Genomic DNA, 22,021 nt, shown 5'->3' on the forward strand with positions numbered 1-22,021 from the left:
TTGAATCAATTCCTTACCGTACATTTTTTATTTTAATCGATCTGATAGCAACGCTGTGTGCTTCGTCGCGTTGCGTATTTCAATAACAAGGGGACGTTGAAGAGCGGGCCGGAGCTGAATCATGTCTGAGCGGAGATCAATAGAAAGCGGAAAATTGATAGGGGAAATAGAGACATCCGCCCGATTGAGGGCGGATGTGAAGGTTAATCGAGGTCGTCTTCTGACCAATCATCCGTATCAGATATGTCGGATGCGCTGGGGATAACATTTTCTTCATTTGCCCAACTGCCAAAGTCGATCATTTGGCATTGTTTGCTACAAAATGGTCGGAAGGGGCTTTGCTCCCCCCAAATAACAGCGTTGCCACATTGAGGACATTGAACAGTGGTGATTTTTGGATTCGTCATAATTCTCTATATAGTTGGTGAGCAGCCTAGTACGTTAATAACCTAGTACGTTAGTAACCTAGTTCGTTAGTCACACATCGTTGGTTAGCAACAGACTGCCAGTTCAAACGGAATATCACAGGTGCTGGCTTGATTCGTTTCAAATTCAATAAATTTTATCGCAAAACGATTTTTGTGTCCTGAAATCATGGGATAAACCCCATATTCCAGAGGAATCATCAGGCGGAGAATATTGGCATCCTCAGCATCGCTCTGATAAAAGCCTGATTTTGCGGTATAAGCTCGGTACTGACCGGTTTCCCGGGCGAGTTTCAGCCATAGACTTAATGCGGATGAGAGTGGTTTCAGGGTTTGGAGCCAAGTTGAAGCATCCTGCTGCTTCTGTTCCGTCGGTGTATGGAGCCAGTAATGCAGGGCTGGCAGATCAAAACAACATGAACCTCCGGGAAGATTGAAGCGCTGACGGACAGAAAGCAGAAAGCGATCTTCTTTGAGTGACACCCCAAAGCGTTCTGAATTCATCAAATTTGAATGAACTTCATCAACTTCTCTCAGTAACGCCAGTAATGTATTTTGATCGACGCCGTCAACATTCAACCAATTTCGGTACATGATACGCTGTTTTTCGATATCTTTTGCCAGTTCACTGCGAAGCTGAATTTGTTCAAAAATATCAAGCAGGTCAAATAATGCCCGGAAAAAAAGCTGATATTGGTCACCATCATCAAATTGAGATGCACGATGAAGTTGGGCCAGCAGGGCTTCGACTCTCAGATAAATTCGAGTCTTTTCATTCAGGGGATGTTCGAATTGATGGATCGTCATTTCGCTAGCCTTTATTTATATCCGTATTATTTTCACAAATTTCTGCCGCTCATGGCTAGGTACTTTTGGTGCAATTCTGTGATTTGAGGCAGAAGTTGATGGTTTTCTGCACTATTGTTAATCACATCATCGGCCACTGCAAGGCGTTCAGCTCTTGTTGCTTGGGCAGAAAGTATATTCTGAGCGTGCGGATAACTGATTCCGTCACGGCGCATTGTGCGCTGGATTTGTATCGTTTCATCCACATCGACGACTAAAATTCGGTCAGCCATCGACTGGAGCTGATTTTCGACTAAGAGTGGGATCACTAACAATGCGTAGGGAGAAGTGGTATGAGTCAGTGCACACTTCATCTTTTGTCTGATCATCGGATGAAGGCGTTGATCCAGCCATGATTTTTCATGGGCATCGGCAAAAATAATTTCTCTGAGCCGCGAGCGATTTAATGTGCCGTCATGGTTGAGTATGGTTTGGCCGAAATGTTCTGCAATGGCAGCCAGCCCCGGGGTTCCGATGGCAACCACTTCTCTGGCAATGACATCCGCATCGACGACATCAATCGCAAAGTGTTGATGAAAGAGATCGGCCACCGTTGTTTTGCCGCTCGATATTCCTCCGGTTAACCCGACGACGAATGTCATATTACGCTCCTAACACGATTGATGTATACCAGCTCATCATGGGGTCGCCCCAGAGGAGACAAATCCATCCGGCAATTGCCAGAGAAGGGCCGAATGGAAAGGTCTGATTACCTTGTTTTCTTATCAACAGTAGTGTGACACCTAAAATGATGCCAATCACTGAGGACAATAAAATCACCATTGGTAACGTCTGCCAGCCGATCCATGCCCCTAAGGCTGCAAGATATTTAAAGTCACCGTATCCCATGCCTTCTTTTTTGGTCAGGAGTTTAAACATCCAGTAAATCGACCAGAGAGATAAATAGCCGGCAACCGCGCCTATCACCGCATCGGATAAAGGTAGAGGATTGATGTGTGTCAGTGATAGTAATAGCCCAAGCCAGATCAACGGGAGCGTTAAATTATCAGGGAGTAACATCTGATTGAGATCGATACATGCTGCGGCAATGCTGATGTAAGTAAAGACAAACAATGCCAGCGTGTAATAAGTCATACCGCCATGAATCGCGATGATGCCGCTTGCCAGCGCCGTCAAGAATTCTACCAGCGGATATTGTATCGATATACGCTCACCACAATCTGCACATTTGCCACCGAGTAATAACCAGCCAAACAGTGGAATATTATGCCAAATCCGGATTCGGTGATGGCAGTGCGGACAGAATGATGCCGGGAGACTGAGGGAAATCCGTTCCTTCTTCGTTGGTGAAGGAATATCGTACTCGGGGAAAGCTTCGGCAAATTCTTGCTTCCAGTTTGTGACCATCATTCGTGGTAAACGATAGATGACGACATTGAGAAAACTGCCGATGATAAGGCCGAAGAGGCTCGCAAAAACTGGAAATAACCAAGGATAAATCAAAAATGCATCCATTCAACTGTGCTCAATGTTATTCGATAATCCACCTCGTTTAACGAGGTGGTTTCAATTCAGACCAATGGCTCAGAGTCTATCTGAGTGGACAATCGCGGGCATTATACTATCCCATCACCTGCATTAAGTTAAAGACAGGTAAATACATTGCGATGACTAACCCGCCGATCAAGCCGCCAAGCAACACAATCAATAAGGGTTCAATCATTTCTCCGAGCTGTTCAATCGACTGATCGATGTCTTGTTCGTATTGTTGGGCTACTTTCGTCAGCACTTGACCTAATGTACCGGATTCTTCTCCGATGAATACCATTTGTGTGACAAATTCAGGAAAATGGTGACTGTTCTGCATCGCCACATATAAGCTACTTCCGGCAGATACTTGTGTCAAAACTGTGTCTAGTGCCGCTCGATACCGTAGCGACCCTGCAATATTTTGTGCGCTTTTCAGGCTATCCAGTAAAGGAATGCCGCAATCATAGCAGGTTGCCAGAGTGCGGCAACAACGAATCATGATTGCTTTTGTTCTCAAAGGTCCGAACAGCGGTAGCTTGAGTTGGAGTGCTTCAACCATCGTTTGGAGTATCGTGAGGCGATGCCAGAAGCACCTCAACAGGCAGATCACACCAATTATCAAGGTGATAGTCCACTTCCCCCAAAATCGTAGCATGTCCGATACGATCAGAACCTGACGAGTCAACCAAGGTAACTCAGCGTGCATATGGGCAAACATCTGAGCAAATTCAGGGATGACTTTAGTTAACATCAGGGTGGTGAGTAGCAGTGCGCTCGCCAGCACAATCGACGGATAGGTTGCCGCTTTGATCATTTTTGCGCGGAGCTGTGCGTGCTTTTCTCGATAGTCGGCAATTTGAGCCAGCGTTTCCGCGATTCTTCCGGTCATTTCTCCGGCATGGAGCATGTCACCATACAGACCACGAAAAGCGGATGAACTTTGTTGGAGTGCATCTGTGACTGATGCACCGTTCATCAGCGCATCGTGTGCTTGTAATACAATCAGTTTTCCGCCAAAACGCGAGAATTGTGTGACCATCAAAAGAAGCGCTTGAACAATGGGAAGCCCTGCGTTCAGCATGATTGCCAGTTGTCGTACAAGGTCTGTGATATCTTTCACGCGAGCACGATTGAGCCACCGGGTGAGTGGATTGGGTGGTGCTGGGCGAATGATATGGATAGCCGTCAACGTTGGTTGCAGCTGGCGGAGTGCCTCTTCCTGAGAGAAGGCCCACAGATGTCCGGTTTTTCGCTGCTGATTGAGATGAATTCCTTGCCAGTAATAACGATGAAGTTCAGGCGTCGGGGACGGCATCATGGTCTCCTTTGTCTGTGGTGTATTGAGATTTTGTGGCATGTTGAGATGGGGTCGGCTGATGTGGTGCTGATGAGGATGGCGTCGCTGAACAGGCTTTGGTGGTCTCGGCCGGCGGTGTTCCCAGTACTCGGACAATTTCTTCATAAGCGGTCACGCCTTGGCGGACTTTCTCTAGTCCTTCATGCCACAGACCTGATATGGTGCCGTTTCCCGAAGATGGCATGTGTTTTTCCACAGGATGGGACGCTTTATCTGAGAAGGCAGTATCTGAGAAGGAAGTGAGCTGGGTGGGCTGGTACATGTCATAAATGCTGAAGCGGCCCTGATAGCCGGCAATACAGGCGTGACAGCCTTGCGCTGATGGCTGATAAATCTGTCCGTTATTTAAAATGGGCCAGCGTTGGCACAACTCAGGAGCCAGCTGTACGGCGACTTTGCAGCGTGGGCAAAGCTTGCGGAGTAGTCGTTGAGCCACCACCAGACGAATGGTCGGCAGGATATGATAGGTTTCCAGTCCCATGTAGAGGAGTCTGGTCAGGGCTTCATGTGCTGAGTTGGTATGCAGCGTTGAAAACACCAGATGTCCCGTTTGCGCTGCCCGAAAAGCGATTTCTGCGGTTTCCGGATCACGGATTTCACCAATCATCAGTGTGTCGGGATCCTGCCGGAGTAGCGCCCTGAGGATATGACTGAATGACATCCCGATTTTTTCGTTGACTTGAATTTGATTGACGCCGGAGAGTGCGATTTCTATCGGATCTTCTACGGTTGAAATATTGCGTGATTCGTCGTTGAGCCAAGTCAGTGCGGAATAGAGGGTCACTGTTTTGCCACTGCCGGTCGGGCCGGTAATCAGAATCATGCCCTGAGGATGTTGAATCGCTTGTAGAAACATCTCATGTTGAACCGCAGAAAATCCCAGTTGATCAGGGTGTAGCGCCATTTGATGGCTATTGAGGAGCCGAATAACAATCTTTTCCCCCCATTGGGTCGGTAGGGTTGAGATCCTGAGATCGACATCGATTGTCAATGAAGCACCGAGTTTGATTCGTCCGTCTTGCGGTAAACGGCGTTCCGCAATGTTTAAATTGGCTAATACTTTGAGCCGAGATGCGAGTCTGCGACTGACTTTATTCGATGGTGTATGCGTCGTTAGCAGTAATCCATTGATTCTCATGCGAATCCGATAAGTGTTCTCATAAGGTTCGAAATGAATGTCTGAAGCGTGTCTTTGATGGGCTTCCTGAATGAGTTGTAGGATAAACTGTGTGACAGGGGCATCGTTGGGCTGAATATCCGTGGTCTGGTAATCATCATTCGCTTCCTGAATTACGTATTCATCCAACCGATTTTGAGCGGGAAGACTATGGCCGCCTTTGTCGCTGGATTCGTAGTGTGCGATCGCTTCTTGTAATTGTTCTGCATCAGCAATCACCACATCAATATTGAGTCCGGTAGCAAACTGAAAATCTTCGCGAAGATGGGGGATGGTTGGATCTCCGACAGCCAGTGTCAGCCATTCTTGCTGGATTGATAGTGGCAGGGCTAAGTAAAGTTGCATCAGATCACTGACCTCTAATTGCTGACAGGTTTCTGCATAAGCGTAAGTGTGAATGTCGATCTGACGCAGTTTGAGATGTCGGGCAATGAAATCCGCTATTTGTTTTGCGGTCATCAGTTGAGAATCTAACAGGACTCTCAATGGCGCGGTTGCATGATGTCCGCATTGTTCCGTCATCATGGTGAATTGTTCTTGCGTCAGGTGGCGTTCTGAATGGAGAAGCCGAAGTAATATACTCATGGTTTGAGCCTCTGATCGTTCTGGTTCATGGTTATCAGTCTGGGCTATATACCCAAATGACCTCAAGATGCAGTTTCAGTGAACTCGCCCTTCGGGAGTGCTTCAATCGGCGCCTTTCTGCGTCAAATGCCATTGAAATGGGAAGGCCATTCCTGCCGACATTTTCCTTGAATGACGCCGATTGAAGACACTCTGAATCCTGCATCTTGAGGTTACTTGGGTATATCTGGCATATCGAGGGGGGCTAACATGATGGTGCTTTACATGATGGAGCCTTGCTGACACCCTTTGATGTGTTCTGCCGCATCCTGAATACATTGCCATCCCGTGGTTGCGCTTTTTTGCCATTGCACCTTTTTCCCGGAAACCGATGTCGTGGCATTAAATTCGAACAACAGCACACCTTGCTCCGCGACCTCGGGATCCGGAAGTAGCGATAGTGTTCCCAAAGCGCTCATCGTGGCACTTGCGCCAATCTCGCTCAGCCCTGTTGCGGACGGAAATTTGCCGTTTTCCTGTATGAATAAATCGATATTGGTTGTCAGTGCACTGGTGGTACTGACACCTGCGGTGACTTCTGATTTCTGGATGTAGTTGTGGTAAGCCGGGACTGCAATGGAAGACAGAATGCCGATAATGGTGACGACAATCATTAATTCAACCAAGGTAAACCCAAGTTGTCGGCTGGTTGTTGAGGGCATAAAAGATCTCCGTTGTTAGTGAACGGAGCACAGCATAATTCGGTCGCGGGTTATTGAAACGGGGGCTATTTGTGAATGCGGGAGAGCGCTAGAGCGCTCATTCCTGACTGACATATAAGTCTCAGAATATTTCGACAGAGTCCGCATTTTTTGTGCAAATATTTCGTGAGAACCTGTTTGTCTTAGTCTCTGGACCACTCATATTCGCAGGCATCGAAGTGTTTCTTCGTACAGAAATAGTGCTTATTTTTCTGAATGAACTGATCTTTTTTCAGAAATGCCAATGCCCAGTTGCGGGGTTGAAAGGTGATGGATTGCTGATTGAAGGTGATGGATAACGGCCGAGGTGTCGTCATGACCAGACGAAAAGAGAGTTCACGGCCATTTTCATCGCAGATGAGCGGGTATTGCTGTGACCCTTTGTCACGATTGACAGTGACCGTGTACGTTTGATCTGGCGTGCATGAGTGGTTGAAGATCGTGAACAGATCAAAGCGGTTGTCCAGTGTCAGAGAGGTAAAGAGAACGGCTTGCTGAAAAGGATAAACACGGCGAAACAGTAACTGGTGGGTATCCGTGGTTCGCGTGACCTGTACACCGCCGATATCGTACCATTCCCAGTCCATTTCTTTATTCTGAAATGTCAGCAGATAATGGGATGTCAGCCAAAGACCAATCGAGATCACCAGCAGAAACAGCAGGACAATTTTCGTGCTCGTCGCACTCAGCAGGGATTTTACATTGATCATATTGGTTGTGATTTTATCCTGTATTTGTTCACCGTGAACATTTTGCATTCTGAATGAATAGACACAATCCGTGTGTCAGTGTTCAGAATTTTTTATCTTTTCCTGCACGCTTGATGTGTTTGAGGTTAAGTCTACTGAGTACCGTCTCTTACTATCCCTGAAAACGCATCGACAAATCGAGTGCCTGAATATGTTTGGTAAGTGCCCCGACGGAAATATAATCAACCCCCGTCATGGCATATTCACGAATGGTTGCCAGAGTCACATTGCCTGAGGTTTCCAGCGCAGCTCTGCCGGCATTAATTCGTACCGCTTCTCGCATCATGTCACAGTCAAAATTATCCAGCATGATGATATCGGCACCGGCTTCGATCGCTTGTTGCAGCTCGTTGAGCGATTCAGTTTCAACTTCGACGGGTTTGCCGGGGTTGAGTTGTTTTGCTGTGTGAATGGCAGCGGCAATTCCGCCACAGGCGATAATATGATTTTCTTTGATCAGATAGGCATCAAACACCCCGATGCGATGGTTCAATCCGCCGCCGCAGGTGACGGCATATTTGAGTGCGTTACGCAGTCCGGGGACGGTTTTTCGCGTGTCGAGCAGACGGCATTCAGTGCCCTGAAGCATCGCTGCATACTGCGCAGTTTTGGAAGCACAACCGGATAATGTCTGAATAAAGTTCATGGCATTTCGTTCACCGGTCAACAATACCCGAGCGGGACCGCACAGGGTGCACAGGGTTTGATTGGGCTCGACGCGATCACCATCTTGCACATGCCATTCGATCGTCACGCTGCCACCAAGTTGCAGAAAGACTTCATCCGCCCAAGCTTGACCACAAAATACCCCGGCTTCTCTGGTGATGATTGTGGCTGTATTCTGTTGATCTGCCGGAATCAGGCTGGCTGTAATGTCGGCACTCGGATCAACCGTGCCACCCAGATCTTCATAAAGGGTTTCTCTGACGACTCGAGTAATATCGAGAGGCAACTGCTGTTTGAGGTAGCTGAGGCGTTCCTGACTATTATGGCTGTTTTTCATCGACGATCTTTCGCTGTTGGTTAGACATTTTTAGTGGTATAGATGCGGCATCATACGATGACCGGATGTGAAATTCAGCCATTGTGTTCGAATTTTCCGGTGATTTGCGTAAAATTCCGAGACAAAAGCAGTGAGAGGATGACAGGAATGATCGATCCGAATGGATGGTACGACAAAGCCCAACAGGTGATTTCTCCGTTTTATGACCAACGGGAAAGCCCTGAGGATATATCCTTGCTGGTGATCCATAACATCACACTACCGCCGGGACAATTCGGCGGGCCCTACATCGAGCAGCTTTTTCAGGGCAAACTACAGGCGGATCAGCATCCTTTTTTTCAAGTTGTTGCTGATTTTCGGGTTTCTGCGCATTGCCTGATTCGACGTGACGGCCATGTGATTCAGTTTGTTTCTTTTCTGGATCGGGCATGGCACGCAGGTGCATCTTCGTTTGCCGGACGGGCACGTTGCAATGACTATTCGATTGGTATTGAGTTGGAAGGCACCGAATTTACCGCTTATACCGATGCGCAGTACCAGTCTCTGGCAACGTTGACCCAAGCAATCCTAGCGCGCTACCCGCAGATCTCTCGGCAACGTATTACCGGTCATCAGTACATTGCACCGCTACGCAAAACAGATCCGGGGTTAACCTTTGATTGGCGTCGCTATCGACACATGCTGAAAAATAATGTCAGTGATATGCTGAGATGAAGATGATACGCCCTAGAGCGCATCATGATATTCAACAAGTATTTGTTCACACCAGTTTGCGATGCGCTCGTCGCTCAGTTCGTATTGAGAGTCTTCATCCAGTGCAAGACCGACAAAATAGCGACCATCTTCGGTCAGAGCTTTTGATGTATCGAAGTTGTAGCCTTCGTTCGGCCAATATCCGATAAAATGGACGCCACATTGTTGCAGTTCATCATGAAGCAACCCCATGGCATCGAGATACCATTCACCATAGCCTTCTTGATCCCCCAGTCCGTAGAGCGCAACATACTTTCCGGCTAGATTCGGCTGTTGAATGTGATCCCAGATTGCTTGCCAATCTTCCTGAATTTCGCCGAAATCCCAAGTCGAGATCCCGAGGATCAGCAGATCATAGTCTTGCATTCGCGTTAAAGGGACATCTTTCACGTTGTGTACATCGACGATATCTTCACCGATCATCGCGCGAATTTTTTCGGCTGCCATTTCGGTGTAACAGGTGGTGGAACCGTAGAAAAGACCAATCTTCATAACAATTATTCCAGCAAATCAATTATTCCAGCAAATCAATGTATGCCAACGTGCTCAAGGTTGTCGGATTCTAACGCTATCCCCCGACGAGCTCAAGATGAGTGACTCGCGATAAAATTGATCGGTTTTTAGTGATGTTTCTTCTGTCGGAAGATGATTCTATGGTATTAAGGGCAGGTGAAATGAAAGTGAGGTTGATAGTGTCTGAGATTTTTGCTGCTGATCAGCGCTGGGTTGAACAGTTTTTGGATGCGATGTGGATGGAGCGTGGTTTATCGGAAAACACGTTAGCGTCTTATCGTCATGATTTGGAAAAACTGTTGCGTTGGATGCAGCGTTACGACTATCGACTTGCGTCCGTTCTGACACCTGAACTACAGGCGTTTCAAGCTTGGCTGGTGGATGAAAATTATAAACAGACATCCCGAGCCAGAATGCTTTCTGCGATTCGTCGTTTATTTCAATATTTGAATCGTGAAAAGGTCAGGACGGATGATCCGAGCGCTTTACTGGTGACGCCAAAGTTACCAAAGCGCTTACCGAAGGATTTGAGTGAAGCTCAGGTGGAAGCATTACTGGATGCCCCAAATCCTGACGATCCCGTCGAGTTACGTGATAAAGCCATGCTGGAGTTGTTGTATGCAACTGGATTACGGGTCACGGAACTCGTCACGCTGACGATGGAGAATATCAGTCTGAGGCAGGGGGTGGTCAGAGTATTCGGTAAAGGTGGCAAAGAAAGGCTGGTACCGATGGGCGAAAATGCCATTGAGTGGATTCAGACATTCTTGCAGCAAGGGAGAGGCATTTTGTTGGGTGAGCATTCATCTGATGTCTTGTTTCCCAGCCGCAGGGCCCGTCAGATGACGCGTCAGACATTTTGGTACCGGATTAAATATTATGCAGTTCAGGCGGGTATCGATACGGACATGTTATCGCCTCATGTGCTACGACATGCATTTGCAACGCATCTACTGAACTATGGTGCAGATCTCAGGGTCGTACAGATGTTGTTGGGGCATAGTGACTTATCGACAACGCAAATTTATACTCATGTGGCGACTGAAAGACTAAAACAGCTCCACAACGAACATCATCCAAGGGCTTAAGTAAGGTGACAATGATGCGCGCAATCCGCGAATTAGTTTTATTAGGTTTAGTATTTTTCTCTCTGGCAGCGTCAGCCGCTGATTCATTTGATAAACAGGCATTAATGCAGCGATTCCAGTCGTTGGGATTAAGTGTGAAGGACATTGTCCCTGCTGATGTTGATGGTCTGGTCGAAGTTCAAACTACCAATGGGGTGTTGTTCGCTTCTCCCAAAGGGGACTATTTCATTGCCGGAACCCTGTATAAAATGAAAGGCAACGGTCAGTATGAAGATGTGATTGCAAAACGTCAGGCACCGATTAATGCCAAACGAATTGAACAAATGAAAGATCAGATGATCGTGTATAAGGCTGATCATGAAAAATATGTGGTCACGGTGTTCACGGATATTACCTGTGGTTATTGCATCCGTCTGCACAGTCAGTTGAAAGCGTATAATGATTTAGGTATCACGATCCGTTATCTGGCGTTCCCGCGTCAGGGACCGAGCGGGCAGGTTGCCGGGCAAATGGCCGCAATCTGGTGTGCCGATGATCCGGCGAAAGCACTGAATAATGCCAAAATCAATCGCGACATTGCGAAGCCAGAAGGTGATATAGGCAAGTGTAAGCAAGAAATAGCCAATCATTACCAGCTTGGCCGGGAGCTGGGCATTAGCGGGACACCAGCAATTTTCCTACCGAACGGCGAAATGGTCGGTGGCTACTTACCGCCAGAGAAATTACTTGAGCGTTTAAAAGCGATTTAAGCACTCCCGAAGGGCGAGTTCACTGAACTCAGAGACTGTGTTAGAGATTCTCGCCATAGAATGGCTATGACTCAAATCTCTGCCTTGCCTCTGAGCCCAGTGATTCTCGCTGAAACTGCATCTTGAGGTCATTTGGGTATATTTCTCAGGCGATTCACTTTTCAGTCTATTGATTTCTCCGATTATTTATTGCTTAGACCATGGATATTTGTCGGGAGAACAGATGGTCTGAACCGAGCCTTTGTCAGCATGGTATGATCCGTGTATCCGAATCGTCTTGTCGTGAACAATGATTGAAGAGAAAAATGATTGAAGTAAAAAGAAGACCTGTCGCTGACATTTCCTTGCTACCGGATAGCATTCCTCCGATTCTGAGACGTTTGTATATTGGGCGTGGTGTCCAGCATGTCAGCCAATTGGAGAAGAGTGCTAAATCTTTGCACAGTTACCAGTTGCTTGACGGAATTGAGCGGGCGGTTGCCATTCTGTTTGATGCCATACAGCGTCAGCAGCGAATCATCGTTGTCGGTGATTTCGATGCCGATGGTGCAACCAGCTCGGCATTATCGGTCTTGGCACTGCGGATGATGGGTAGTCATCGGGTCGATTATCTGGTGCCGAACCGTTTTGATGACGGTTACGGTTTGAGTCCGGAGGTTGTTGATCAGGCATTGGCGATGAATGCTGAAGTGATCATGACGGTTGATAATGGGGTTTCTTCGATTGAAGGGGTCCGTTATGCCAAGCAGCAGGGATTGACGGTGATCGTGACGGACCATCACCTGCCGGGTCATGTGTTACCTGAAGCGGATGCAATGGTGAATCCCAATTTACCCAGTTGCCAGTTCCCTTCAAAAGCATTGGCGGGTGTCGGGGTTGCTTTCTATCTCATGATGGCGCTTTGTGTTGCCATGCGTAAGCAAAATTGGTTTGGGCAGCGAGGTATACCGGAACCGAAATTAATGGAATTGCTGGATTTGGTCGCGCTGGGAACGGTCGCCGATGTGGTGCCGCTGGATGAGAATAACCGCGTGTTGGTCCATCAAGGGCTTCAGCGTATTCGAGCCGGGCATGTACGCCCCGGAATTCAGGCGCTCATTGAAGTTGCTAAGCGAGATTCTCGTCATCTGGTTGCCGCTGATTTTGGCTTTGCTTTAGGGCCGAGAATCAATGCCGCAGGCCGATTGGATGACATGTCCTTCGGTGTTGAACTGTTGTTGTGTGACAATATTCATGCCGCACGGAGAATGGCCAGTGAATTGGATGCGTTGAATCAGACTCGTAAAGAGATCGAGTCGGGGATGAAGCAAGAAGCGATGGCATTTTGCGAGCGACTGAAATTAGGAGAGGGAAGTGAACTTCCTTTCGGTATCGCATTATTTCAACGAGACTGGCATCAAGGGGTGATCGGGATTCTGGCCTCTCGAATCAAGGATTCTTATCATCGGCCGGTCATCGCTTTTGCGGATGCCGGAGACGGTTTACTCAAAGGATCTTGTCGCTCAATCCCCGGTCTGCACATGCGGGATACGTTGGACTTAATTGATACCCGGCATCCCGGTTTGATCCTGAAATTTGGCGGACATGCCATGGCTGCAGGGCTGTCAATCAAGGCCAGTGACTTTGAACATTTTTCTTGCCAGTTTGATCGGGTGGTTCGCGATAACCTTGACGAGTCAGCACTCAAAGGCGTGCTTTTGTCTGACGGAGAACTGCTGCCAGAGGAGTTTTCTATGTATACCGCGGAAACGATCAGAGCCGGCGGTCCATGGGGACAGGCATTCCCTGAGCCACTATTTGATGGTGAATTTAAAGTGCTGGATCAGAAATTGGTCGCAGAAAAGCATTTAAAACTTATGCTTGAGCCGATTTATCAGGGACATACCACGCATAAAATGATCGATGCCATCGCATTCAATGTCGATGTTCGCCGTTGGCCAGATCGATCCGTCAAAACCGTGCATATTGTTTATAAGCTCGATATTAATGAGTTTCGTGGTAATCAGTCGTTACAGCTGATTGTCGATCATATTGAAGCACGTTAGGTAAAGATTGTAATTACTGATTTGATAAAGATCTCATTATTGAGGGGGTAGGATTTGAAGTGAAGATAATCCCTGCATAGTTTGTAAACCTTACCTGAAATTAGATAAGAACGACTTCAATGATGCCACCTCGATTGCCGAAATTGGGGTCGTGGTTCTATGCACAGTGTGCCATTAAAAATGGATGAACAGAGCTTGCGTTGCAAGCAACACACTGAGTCTGACAGAGGTTTATTATGGAACGAACAGCTGTTGTTAATCAGATGAGCACTCTTTTGCTGGAATACGGGATAGCAGTACTGTAGGACGGAAGGTATAAGCATTTTGGAAGATACTGACAATGGATTGCCAGATTTCATGCGTGCCTTATTTTTTCGTTTACGAGAACGCTGGTTATCCAAGGGGCAAAAGTACTGAAAATCCACATGAATCGGGAGCGGTCTTCTCTTGGGAAGTGTATTGGCAGACTGGATGCATCACATCATAATCATGTGGTTCTTATTGTGCTGGCGAACAAATTCATTCGTATCTTCTGGAAGTTATTAACCTCTTGTAGTTGCCCACTACAATAATAGCTATCTTATGTTTTGCGGAAGATAACAGATGAAAGAAGAGTTAATCCCACATCATTGAAGCCTGGCTAAAAAGCAATCTATCGTGACTGAAAGCTTTATTAGGACGGTGATGTGCGGATCCCACCAAAGCAAGAGCACAAAGGTTGCTCACGAATAGGCCGGATACATTGACGTAAATGACTTCTAGAATTGAATTTCTCTTACAATTCAGGAGTCGACTATACATTTTTTAATATGTTTTTTTTCGTTCCAGACGATTAATCCTAGCTTCAAACTTTTGAATTTTTTGCTGTTCAGGGAGCAACACTTTAGATGTTGGAATTTGTTTCCTGTTCGTTCAAGTTGTTTAACCCACAATGAATAAGCGTTTCTTTGAGATGAAGGGACCGGTAGACTTTGGAAATGGATCCTTCTTGGATGAAAACCAGATTTGCGTTCTCGAATTTAAATTCTGCTGAAAATGAGCGACGTTGTTTTGTTATTGAACATATCTTTTCTGATGGTGATTTTACTACCTTAATTGGTGTCTGGAATCATTAAACCATGATGGTTCTATTGTCAGAATTTCTCGGGTGAAATTATCGGCAAAATTAATGTTCTGAACTATCTACCACATAGTGGACTGTCATCATAAAATCCATCGAGCAGCTGTGAGTCGATTGCACAGGAATTATCAACGAAAACGGATGACGAGAGGGAAGACATTTTTACTTTTTCAACTTTTATTGAGCTTCAAACTACAGTACTCCAAATAAATTTGTTTATGATTCCAGTAATATTACCAACGTCCCAGGATTTGGAATAACTTAATAGTCTAGATAATCCCCTTCCCCAGCAGGAAAAACAGTCACACTGATTGTTGATAATTAGCTCATTCATAAAAGTAAAAAATCCTAGATTGGTTGAACTAAAATCCCTTATATAACTAGCTAGACCCATTCAAATTTTTATAAATGATGAAATTGAAAATAATTGTGAATATAAAATTATATATTATCATTAAAAATAGATGGGTATCAAAACGGACAAAGTATATATAAATCAAATAATTTATATGTAAATTATTTGATTTTATAATGTTTGTGGTATTTTTTTTGAACTTTTTCTTATAAGAGAATTATTTTTTATAATAAATTAATGTGAATTTAATATTGCCATGATATTAATCAATAAAATATAAAAATAAAAATGTGACGAACTTCAAAAAAACGGACATTATATTCAACTGATTTTATATTGCTATCACTATATCTAATTGTTTTTATTGTATTCTGATATTTTTTTTGCTTTTTAAAAAAAGTCAATAGAAATAAAGGTATTTATTTTATCAAGATGTAATGATTAAAATAGAATTAAACCATGAGATAGAATATTTAATATGAGTTGTCTGATTTTGTTTCCTTATGCTGGTGGAAGTAAAAAATGTTTTAAGATAATAGAAAGATTAATAGGTGATAACAGTAAAGTAATCACAATAGATTATGATAATAAATCATTTGAACTAGATAAGAATGATGTGGTTTTTTTTATAAAAAAAATTGTTCAATTTTTAAAAAAAATAGATGACGATATTATTTTTTTTGGACATAGTTTAGGTGCTATCATTGCTTACGAATGTGCTCTAGCTATACCTGATAATAAATGTAAAAAACTAATAGTATCTTCATGTTTGCCACCAAAACTGTTTATGAAAAAATTGATGTCATCAGGCAATATTGATGACTTAGTTGAACAGCTAATATCGAATGATGCAGTTCCTAGTGTAATAAAAGAAAATGATATGGTCACAGAAAATACTAGAAATAGAATAAAAAATCATATATCAATACTGCAAGACTATAAAGTGAATAGAAGTAAAGAACTTGATATTCCTATATGTGCTATATCCTCACATAGAGATCTAATTGCTCCATATAAAGATATGAAACTCTGGTGTGACTATACATGTAATTATTTTACACACCAATTAGTCTTTGGTGATCATTTTTATTTCAGAGAAAATTCAAGGTTAATTGATAAGATAGTATAGGAAATAACTGTTATGAATGTAAAACATATTGATGATTATCTAGGGAAATCAGATAATCGTTATTTTGGTAGTGGATATAAGAAAACGATATATAAATTAGAAAAAAGTGATATATGTAATAATGAGATAAAAAATACTTATAGTATTTTTTATCCTACTGACTGGTCTAAAAAGAAGGGTAAGTTAAATCCTCATCTAAGTAGTGTTGATGTAATCATATTAACTTTGCGTATGTTTACATTGTATAAAAACCATGTTTCATTTAATTATCATGACTTGATGCCAAGTGAAATAATAATAAGATCATCAAAAATTCCACTTGAAAATCTTGATAATATTGAATGTTTTCTTAAAGTAAAAAATAGTAATGATCTTGTAACACTTAATGGTAAAATTGGAAATATGAATGTTCAAATTATTTTGAATAAGATTAAAGATGAAGGCTATTATAATATTGATGGTTTTGAAGATGATGTTCAAATTATAAAAAATATAAATTTTATTAGTGGGGAGATAGCCACTTCTGAAGTAATGAAGTATAGGAAAACTGAAAAATTAAATATATTTAATGTATTAGATTCATTCTTAGTTACGTTGCAACTTGGACAAGTTTTATTATATAAAATAGATAATATAAAGAGAGAGGATTCTAATAACCTATGGATGAGAGATTTACATATACGAATGAACAATAAAAATAATGTAGATGATAAGGTATGCGTAAAGTTAGAAGATAATGAATTAATTGAAATGAATCAAGAATGTTGGAGATGTTCAAATATAAAAGGAACAATGGGCGATTTTATAATTAACTGTAAAGTTACACATAAGTTAGGACAGAAAAATTATGTATGCAAAAATTAGTGGATTAGGTGCTGCATTACCATCTAATAAGATATTAAATGAAGATATATCAAGTATGCTAGAAACCAGTGATCATTGGATATCGACTAGAACAGGAATTAAATCTAGGTATTTTTCAAAAGAAGGAGAAAGTACAGGTGATCTAGCTTATTTTGCAGCAAAAGAAGCTCTAAGTGATAATGATTTAGATAATATTGATTTGCTCGTTCTAGCAACATCTACACCAGATCGATTATGTCCTGCTACTGCACCTAAAGTTGCTGCTAGGCTGAATCTTAATCATATAGCTGCATTTGATATTAATGCTGCTTGCTCTGGCTTTATATATGCTCTTCAGATGGCTAAAATGGGCATCGAATCAGGAACATATAGAAGTGCATTAGTAATAGGTGCTGATACATATTCTACGATTACTAACCCTAATGATAGAACGACCTATCCTTTATTTGGAGATGGTGCGGGAGCTATATTATTAAATGCTTCAGAACATGAGAATGACTTGATTGATATTACTCTGGGAAGTGATGGAGAGTTTGAAGATTTAATAACAATTGAGAATGGTGGTTCTGAAAGTAAGTTAAAAGGTATAAAGAATATTTTACCAAATTATTTTTCTATGTCTGGTAAGGAAGTCTTCTTAAAAGCGATTGATAAAATGAAAGTTTCAGTGGAGAGTATTCTTTCCAAAAATAATATATTGAAAGATGAAGTGGATTTTTTAATTCCTCATCAAGCTAATATGAGGATTATAAATACACTAAAAGATACTATAGGATTTAAAAATGTTGTCACATCTATTAGTTTAGATGAGTATGGGAATACATCTGCTGCCTCTATACCCCTAGCTATGACTAAATCTTTATTAAATAATGAAATTGATGAGAATACTCTTGGTGTGATGACTGCATTTGGTGGTGGTATAACATGGGGATCTGCTCTGGTTAGATCTCCCTCTATTGGTATAAAAGTCGGAATAAAATATTTATAGGGTAAATATATATGAAAAGTAAGATATTTGAAAGAATAAGAGAATTACTTGTAGATAAGTACTACGTTCCATATGATGATGTAAAGATAGATACAGTCTATGAACATTTGGATATAGATTCTCTAACACTGCTTGAAATATTTGTTATCCTTGATAAAGAATACAAATTGACATCATCTAATAGTAATATTAGTGACGAAATAACTATCGGACAGTCTATAGATAATTTATTGGCTGGAAACTAGAATGATATATATATTTAGACATGGGATGACAGAATCAAATTTAATAGGTAATCTATTGAGTGAATCTGATGAAGAACTCTTACCAAAAGGAGTTGAATATTTTAAAAATATATCTAAAAAACTTTCTGATTTAAATATAGATAATATATATACATCTCCATACAAAAGAGCTTATCAATCAGGAAGTATAATAGCTAACAAGATTGGTAAAAAATTAGTGGTGGTAGATAAGTTAATTGAAAGAAAGTTAGGGGATTTTGATGGAGTATCCAAAACTGATGTAAGATATAAGAATAGAATAGATGATCTGAAAAATATAAATTATATACCGCCAAATGGAGAAGCCCCTAAACATGCGGTCAAACGATTTAAAAGTATGGTAGATGATGTATTGGATAATAAAGGGAACTCAGTAATAATTTCTCATGGTGGGATAATATATTTATATATGCGGTATGTATTGAATCAATATGAAAATACTTGTTTTTTAGATAATGGTGAATGTCATATTATTGAAAAAAAGGACAATAGTGAGATTGTTGTTACTAACTCAAAGTATGATTTTCTGAGGAATTGATCATGAGTTTAAATATTGTAGTTTTTATAAAGCCCAAGAGTGAATATATTGAAGAATATATGTCTTTATTAATAAAATTGAAAAATATCACAATAAAGGAAGATGGGTGTTATCTGTTTGACGTTTATCGGTATATGGATAAGGTTGTATTAATAGAAGAGTGGGAGAGTCAAAATAGTATCAATTTTCATATGGAACAAGAATATACAAAAGAATTCATTAACAGTATAAGTGATAATATTGAAGAGCAAGAAATTTTTCGATTAAATAAAATAGAGTAATATGAGAGTAGAATTATTATGAAAGCCAGTGATTTTATATTTAAGGAAGTGTTTCTAGTTATTATTGTCAGTTTGTCTATGCTATTAATACCATTAACGATAACGGCAAGTAGTATTATAAATTTGTCTATAATTAATGAATATGATATTAGTTATATCAATTCTCAATGGTTTATAAACTTTTTTATGATTTTCTATGGAGCTTTCTTGGCTATTACTGGCTCTTTATCTGACTTTATTGGAAGAAAAAAAATTTATCTGGGAGGTGTTATATTTTTTGCACTAGGATCCTTTTTATGTTGGGGAGCTAAAACATATGAGTTTTTGTTATTTAGTAGGGCGATATCAGGTATTGGTGCTGCAGCTCTAACAACATCTTCTACATCTATTATAGCTGCTAATATAAGAGAGAAGTCTAAAAGTATTGCTTTTTCTTTTTTTGGTATTTTTCTAGGAGTAGGAATGGTATCTGGCCCACTAATTGCTACTCATAGTAATGAACTATTTGGAAGTTATAAGTATCTGTTTTTATTTACTGGATTTTTTTTAGTTATTTTATTTTGTATATCACTGAATATAAATGATAGCTTTAATAGAGGGAAAAATAAATTTGATCTTATTGGATCCATTTTTTTGACTCTATTTTTACTTTCAGCTGTTACTCTATTTTCCATGATAACTTCTACTGCCTATAAACTTGATTTAATTTTATGTTGTTTTGTTATATGTTTATTAACAATTACTACTTTTATTTATGTTGAGATGAAGGTAGATAATCCAATATTAAATATAGATCTATTTAGAAATAAAGCGTTTCTCTCTATGTGTCTAACATCGCTAGCTTTAGGGCTCGGTTATATTAGTTTGCTTTTTTATATACCCTATATCTTACATGATATCATCAAGTTAGATGATAGCACAGTTGGTATGCTTATAACGGTTGCTACATTACCTTCACTATTCATACCTCCAATTGTTACAAAATATAGAAATAACTTGAGTACGGAAATTTTATTGAAATTAACATTATTTCTATTAACTTTATCGCCATTGTTATTAATGATTATGATTAAGGTTGATAGTATCATTTTGTCCTATATCATAATGTTTTTATTTGGTGCATCATTTGGAATTTCCTTGTCATATATTGATGGAGAAGCAGTGGTTTCTGTAGATAATAATAAGTCAGGAATAGCTGCAGGGACTTTTAATACCTTTCGTATCGCAGGAGAATCAATATCAATTCCATTTTTTACAGCATTAGTTTCAACTATAAGTAAATTCTCATTAGATGATTCTATCGTTGTTAGTAAATTGTCAATAATTGACTCATTAATAATTATTTTTATAATGTTGGTTTTTGTTTCTTTATTTATTACTAAATTGTATAAACAAAATAAAGGGGAGTTTAAAAAATATGTCTTATCATAGTGAAAATGAAGTGCTGATTGTTGGAGCTGGACCTGTTGGAATGTTAATGGCTCTAGAGCTTTTACTACTCGGAATAAAACCAAAAATAATATCAAAATATGAAAGAACATCACCACATTCAAAAGCTACCATTATATGGCCTAGAGTTTTGGAAATATTAAATAGAGTAGGTGTCGCTAAAGATATAATAAAAAATGGACATTATTTTGATCAAATGAACTATTACTCGAATAAAAGAAAAATTGGCGACTTTAGATTTGATAAGCTAAAATATACGAATTATAATTATGGTATAGCTATTCCACAATGGAAAACAGAATATTTTCTTGAAGAAAAATTAAAATCTAAAGGAATTAATATTGAATATGGAAGTGAGTTTTTAGATGGTTATCATTGTAGTGATGATTCTGTTGCTACACAGATAAAAAATAGAAATGGTCAAGAAGTAAATTGTGTATTTAAATATATAATTGGCGCTGATGGTTTTTCTAGTAAGGTTCGTGAATGTTTTGGTTTCAATTTTGATGGGTTTTCAATGAAAACAAAATTGGCCATTACTGATGCAGAAATAATTGGTGAAACAACAAGTAGAGAAGTCGGGTATTATTTACACAAAACTGGCAATATGGTTTTAGCTCCTATTGGTGATGGTATTTTTAGAGTTGGTGCTAGTATACCAGAAAATTATAAAGGAGAAATAGATAGAGAATTCTTTAATAACGTATTAAAAACTCGCTCACCTGGCAATAGGAAACTTGGTAAAATTAATTTTTGTGGATATTTCGAAGCTCATGTTAGATCTGCTGACTGCTATAATAAAGGGAATGTATTTCTTGTTGGTGATGCAGCTCATGCAATGAGTCCTTCTGGTGCTCAAGGAATGAATAGTGGTTTTCAAGATGTATTAAATCTTAGCTGGAAATTAGCTGGAGTAATGAATAATAAGTTTGATAAGAATATTCTGAATTCATATTCAGAAGAGAGAAAAAATGGGATATTAAGAACTTCAAGTTTATCTACATTCTTAGCTAAAAAAAGTTTATATGATAACTTTATTATGATTCTATTTCGAGATTTAATATTTGTATTCTTATCACGGCTTGGATTTTTAGATAAATTTCTTTCGCCGAGAATTGCACAAATTGATATACCAATGTTTGATCTAAAAGAAGGTGTTAATAAAATAGAAAGAGGAAGAAGAATCCCACTGGAGTGGGAGGAATCATGTACGATACCAAATCTATCAATTAATTCTCATACTATTTTAATGTGGCCAGGTGATGAATATGATTATAATTCTTGGAATGGTCTTTTTAATAAATTAAGTGTATCCTTCTCGGAAGGTATATTTATTAATCTAGCTGGTAATACTTTAGGTTTAATTAGAGGTTTGTTGCCTTCTAAACCTTTGTGTATTATTGTTAGACCTGATGGTTTTATATCTAAAGTTCTTGATGTTAATGATGAACTTAATAGTAATCTAAATAATGAATTTAACTTTATATGAGGA

At 40.6% G+C, this 22,021-nt stretch carries 22 protein-coding genes and 1 pseudogene; 12 read left to right on the forward strand and 11 right to left on the reverse strand.

Features of this window, described 5'->3' with window-relative positions:
• Window positions 1-203: 203 nt before the first annotated feature.
• From yacG to nadC, 9 genes are all read right to left on the reverse strand, one after another.
• Window positions 204-407, reverse strand: coding sequence for a DNA gyrase inhibitor YacG (yacG, locus tag MKS89_RS02385; RefSeq protein ID WP_021020548.1), 204 nt, complete (start codon window positions 405-407; stop codon window positions 204-206).
• An 84-nt stretch (window positions 408-491) separates the two neighbouring features.
• Window positions 492-1,232 (reverse strand): cell division protein ZapD, encoded by a 741-nt coding sequence (zapD, locus tag MKS89_RS02390; protein WP_021020549.1) that lies wholly within the window; start codon window positions 1,230-1,232, stop codon window positions 492-494.
• Between the two features lie 32 nt (window positions 1,233-1,264).
• Window positions 1,265-1,873, reverse strand: coding sequence for a dephospho-CoA kinase (gene coaE, locus MKS89_RS02395; protein ID WP_072960112.1), 609 nt, complete (start codon window positions 1,871-1,873; stop codon window positions 1,265-1,267).
• A 1-nt stretch (window position 1,874) separates the two neighbouring features.
• Window positions 1,875-2,747: a prepilin peptidase gene (locus tag MKS89_RS02400; protein ID WP_072960110.1), complete on the reverse strand. Its 873-nt coding sequence runs from the start codon at window positions 2,745-2,747 to the stop codon at window positions 1,875-1,877.
• A 106-nt stretch (window positions 2,748-2,853) separates the two neighbouring features.
• Window positions 2,854-4,080, reverse strand: coding sequence for a type II secretion system F family protein (locus MKS89_RS02405; RefSeq protein WP_072960108.1), 1,227 nt, complete (start codon window positions 4,078-4,080; stop codon window positions 2,854-2,856).
• Window positions 4,058-5,881: a GspE/PulE family protein gene (locus MKS89_RS02410; RefSeq protein WP_072960106.1), complete on the reverse strand. Its 1,824-nt coding sequence runs from the start codon at window positions 5,879-5,881 to the stop codon at window positions 4,058-4,060. The genes MKS89_RS02405 and MKS89_RS02410 overlap by 23 nt, the downstream gene beginning before the upstream one ends.
• Window positions 5,882-6,141: 260 nt before the next feature.
• Window positions 6,142-6,582, reverse strand: a complete 441-nt coding sequence (locus MKS89_RS02415; RefSeq protein WP_072960104.1) for a pilin — start codon at window positions 6,580-6,582, stop codon at window positions 6,142-6,144.
• Window positions 6,583-6,764: 182 nt separating this feature from the next.
• Window positions 6,765-7,379 carry a hypothetical protein gene (locus MKS89_RS02425; RefSeq protein WP_072960102.1) on the reverse strand — a complete coding sequence of 205 codons (615 nt, stop codon included), beginning with the start codon at window positions 7,377-7,379 and terminating at the stop codon, window positions 6,765-6,767.
• Between the two features lie 103 nt (window positions 7,380-7,482).
• Complete coding sequence (gene nadC, locus MKS89_RS02430; RefSeq protein WP_072960101.1) at window positions 7,483-8,373, reverse strand: carboxylating nicotinate-nucleotide diphosphorylase; 891 nt, start codon at window positions 8,371-8,373, stop codon at window positions 7,483-7,485.
• A gap of 147 nt (window positions 8,374-8,520) precedes the next feature.
• Here nadC and ampD point away from each other — a divergent pair, with 147 nt between their 5' ends.
• On the forward strand, window positions 8,521-9,087 hold the full coding sequence (ampD, locus tag MKS89_RS02435) for a 1,6-anhydro-N-acetylmuramyl-L-alanine amidase AmpD (RefSeq protein ID WP_072960100.1): 567 nt from the start codon (window positions 8,521-8,523) through the stop codon (window positions 9,085-9,087).
• A gap of 12 nt (window positions 9,088-9,099) precedes the next feature.
• Here the strand turns inward: ampD and fldB are convergent, their stop codons facing one another.
• On the reverse strand, window positions 9,100-9,618 hold the full coding sequence (fldB, locus tag MKS89_RS02440) for a flavodoxin FldB (RefSeq protein ID WP_072960099.1): 519 nt from the start codon (window positions 9,616-9,618) through the stop codon (window positions 9,100-9,102).
• Between the two features lie 200 nt (window positions 9,619-9,818).
• Here fldB and xerD point away from each other — a divergent pair, with 200 nt between their 5' ends.
• The 3 genes from xerD (at window position 9,819) to recJ (ending at window position 13,521) form a co-directional block, all read left to right on the forward strand.
• Window positions 9,819-10,727 carry a site-specific tyrosine recombinase XerD gene (gene xerD, locus MKS89_RS02445; RefSeq protein ID WP_278247355.1) on the forward strand — a complete coding sequence of 303 codons (909 nt, stop codon included), beginning with the start codon at window positions 9,819-9,821 and terminating at the stop codon, window positions 10,725-10,727.
• Between the two features lie 14 nt (window positions 10,728-10,741).
• Window positions 10,742-11,476, forward strand: coding sequence for a bifunctional protein-disulfide isomerase/oxidoreductase DsbC (gene dsbC / locus MKS89_RS02450; RefSeq protein ID WP_072960098.1), 735 nt, complete (start codon window positions 10,742-10,744; stop codon window positions 11,474-11,476).
• Window positions 11,477-11,781: 305 nt separating this feature from the next.
• Window positions 11,782-13,521: a single-stranded-DNA-specific exonuclease RecJ gene (recJ, locus tag MKS89_RS02455; protein ID WP_072960097.1), complete on the forward strand. Its 1,740-nt coding sequence runs from the start codon at window positions 11,782-11,784 to the stop codon at window positions 13,519-13,521.
• Between the two features lie 813 nt (window positions 13,522-14,334).
• On the opposite strand, the pseudogene MKS89_RS21020 reads toward recJ, so the two are convergent.
• Window positions 14,335-14,578, reverse strand: a pseudogene (locus MKS89_RS21020) (transposase); the annotation flags it as partial.
• An 896-nt stretch (window positions 14,579-15,474) separates the two neighbouring features.
• Here MKS89_RS21020 and MKS89_RS02460 point away from each other — a divergent pair.
• From MKS89_RS02460 to MKS89_RS02495, 8 genes are read left to right on the forward strand one after another with little or no spacing between them, the layout of a single operon-like run.
• Complete coding sequence (locus tag MKS89_RS02460; protein WP_072960095.1) at window positions 15,475-16,125, forward strand: thioesterase II family protein; 651 nt, start codon at window positions 15,475-15,477, stop codon at window positions 16,123-16,125.
• 12 nt (window positions 16,126-16,137) lie between these two features.
• Window positions 16,138-16,989, forward strand: coding sequence for an AvrD family protein (locus MKS89_RS02465; protein ID WP_072960093.1), 852 nt, complete (start codon window positions 16,138-16,140; stop codon window positions 16,987-16,989).
• Window positions 16,973-17,977, forward strand: coding sequence for a beta-ketoacyl-ACP synthase III (locus tag MKS89_RS02470; RefSeq protein WP_072960092.1), 1,005 nt, complete (start codon window positions 16,973-16,975; stop codon window positions 17,975-17,977). The genes MKS89_RS02465 and MKS89_RS02470 overlap by 17 nt, the downstream gene beginning before the upstream one ends.
• Window positions 17,978-17,988: 11 nt before the next feature.
• Window positions 17,989-18,222, forward strand: a complete 234-nt coding sequence (locus MKS89_RS02475; RefSeq protein WP_072960090.1) for an acyl carrier protein — start codon at window positions 17,989-17,991, stop codon at window positions 18,220-18,222.
• Window position 18,223: 1 nt separating this feature from the next.
• The gene (locus MKS89_RS02480; RefSeq protein WP_072960089.1) at window positions 18,224-18,799 is read left to right on the forward strand and encodes a histidine phosphatase family protein; all 576 of its coding nucleotides are present in this window, start codon (window positions 18,224-18,226) and stop codon (window positions 18,797-18,799) included.
• 2 nt (window positions 18,800-18,801) lie between these two features.
• Window positions 18,802-19,080, forward strand: coding sequence for a putative quinol monooxygenase (locus MKS89_RS02485; RefSeq protein ID WP_072960087.1), 279 nt, complete (start codon window positions 18,802-18,804; stop codon window positions 19,078-19,080).
• Window positions 19,081-19,098: 18 nt separating this feature from the next.
• A complete protein-coding gene (locus tag MKS89_RS02490; RefSeq protein WP_072960084.1) occupies window positions 19,099-20,511 on the forward strand; it encodes an MFS transporter in 1,413 nt (470 codons plus the stop codon).
• The gene (locus MKS89_RS02495; protein WP_072960081.1) at window positions 20,498-22,018 is read left to right on the forward strand and encodes an FAD-dependent monooxygenase; all 1,521 of its coding nucleotides are present in this window, start codon (window positions 20,498-20,500) and stop codon (window positions 22,016-22,018) included. Before MKS89_RS02490 ends, MKS89_RS02495 begins: the two co-directional genes overlap by 14 nt.
• The last annotated feature ends 3 nt before the right edge of the window (window positions 22,019-22,021 follow it).

Source organism: Vibrio gazogenes (assembly GCF_023920225.1).
GTDB classification, from domain to species: Bacteria; Pseudomonadota; Gammaproteobacteria; order Enterobacterales; family Vibrionaceae; genus Vibrio; species Vibrio gazogenes.

Bases quoted from the DNA above. Each gene is read 5' to 3' on its own strand.
- MKS89_RS02480 (WP_072960089.1), top strand. From the start codon at position 18,224: ATGATATATATATTTAGACATGGGATGACAGAATCAAATTTAATAGGT.
- coaE (WP_072960112.1), bottom strand. From the start codon at position 1,873: ATGACATTCGTCGTCGGGTTAACCGGAGGAATATCGAGCGGCAAAACA.
- fldB (WP_072960099.1), bottom strand. From the start codon at position 9,618: ATGAAGATTGGTCTTTTCTACGGTTCCACCACCTGTTACACCGAAATG.
- MKS89_RS02495 (WP_072960081.1), top strand. From the start codon at position 20,498: ATGTCTTATCATAGTGAAAATGAAGTGCTGATTGTTGGAGCTGGACCT.
- MKS89_RS02490 (WP_072960084.1), top strand. From the start codon at position 19,099: ATGAAAGCCAGTGATTTTATATTTAAGGAAGTGTTTCTAGTTATTATT.
- dsbC (WP_072960098.1), top strand. From the start codon at position 10,742: ATGCGCGCAATCCGCGAATTAGTTTTATTAGGTTTAGTATTTTTCTCT.
- MKS89_RS02410 (WP_072960106.1), bottom strand. From the start codon at position 5,881: ATGAGTATATTACTTCGGCTTCTCCATTCAGAACGCCACCTGACGCAA.
- MKS89_RS02470 (WP_072960092.1), top strand. From the start codon at position 16,973: ATGTATGCAAAAATTAGTGGATTAGGTGCTGCATTACCATCTAATAAG.
- MKS89_RS02425 (WP_072960102.1), bottom strand. From the start codon at position 7,379: ATGCAAAATGTTCACGGTGAACAAATACAGGATAAAATCACAACCAAT.
- MKS89_RS02460 (WP_072960095.1), top strand. From the start codon at position 15,475: ATGAGTTGTCTGATTTTGTTTCCTTATGCTGGTGGAAGTAAAAAATGT.
- zapD (WP_021020549.1), bottom strand. From the start codon at position 1,232: ATGACGATCCATCAATTCGAACATCCCCTGAATGAAAAGACTCGAATT.
- MKS89_RS02485 (WP_072960087.1), top strand. From the start codon at position 18,802: ATGAGTTTAAATATTGTAGTTTTTATAAAGCCCAAGAGTGAATATATT.
- MKS89_RS02400 (WP_072960110.1), bottom strand. From the start codon at position 2,747: ATGGATGCATTTTTGATTTATCCTTGGTTATTTCCAGTTTTTGCGAGC.
- MKS89_RS02465 (WP_072960093.1), top strand. From the start codon at position 16,138: ATGAATGTAAAACATATTGATGATTATCTAGGGAAATCAGATAATCGT.
- MKS89_RS02415 (WP_072960104.1), bottom strand. From the start codon at position 6,582: ATGCCCTCAACAACCAGCCGACAACTTGGGTTTACCTTGGTTGAATTA.
- yacG (WP_021020548.1), bottom strand. From the start codon at position 407: ATGACGAATCCAAAAATCACCACTGTTCAATGTCCTCAATGTGGCAAC.
- recJ (WP_072960097.1), top strand. From the start codon at position 11,782: ATGATTGAAGTAAAAAGAAGACCTGTCGCTGACATTTCCTTGCTACCG.
- ampD (WP_072960100.1), top strand. From the start codon at position 8,521: ATGATCGATCCGAATGGATGGTACGACAAAGCCCAACAGGTGATTTCT.
- MKS89_RS02405 (WP_072960108.1), bottom strand. From the start codon at position 4,080: ATGATGCCGTCCCCGACGCCTGAACTTCATCGTTATTACTGGCAAGGA.
- MKS89_RS02475 (WP_072960090.1), top strand. From the start codon at position 17,989: ATGAAAAGTAAGATATTTGAAAGAATAAGAGAATTACTTGTAGATAAG.
- nadC (WP_072960101.1), bottom strand. From the start codon at position 8,373: ATGAAAAACAGCCATAATAGTCAGGAACGCCTCAGCTACCTCAAACAG.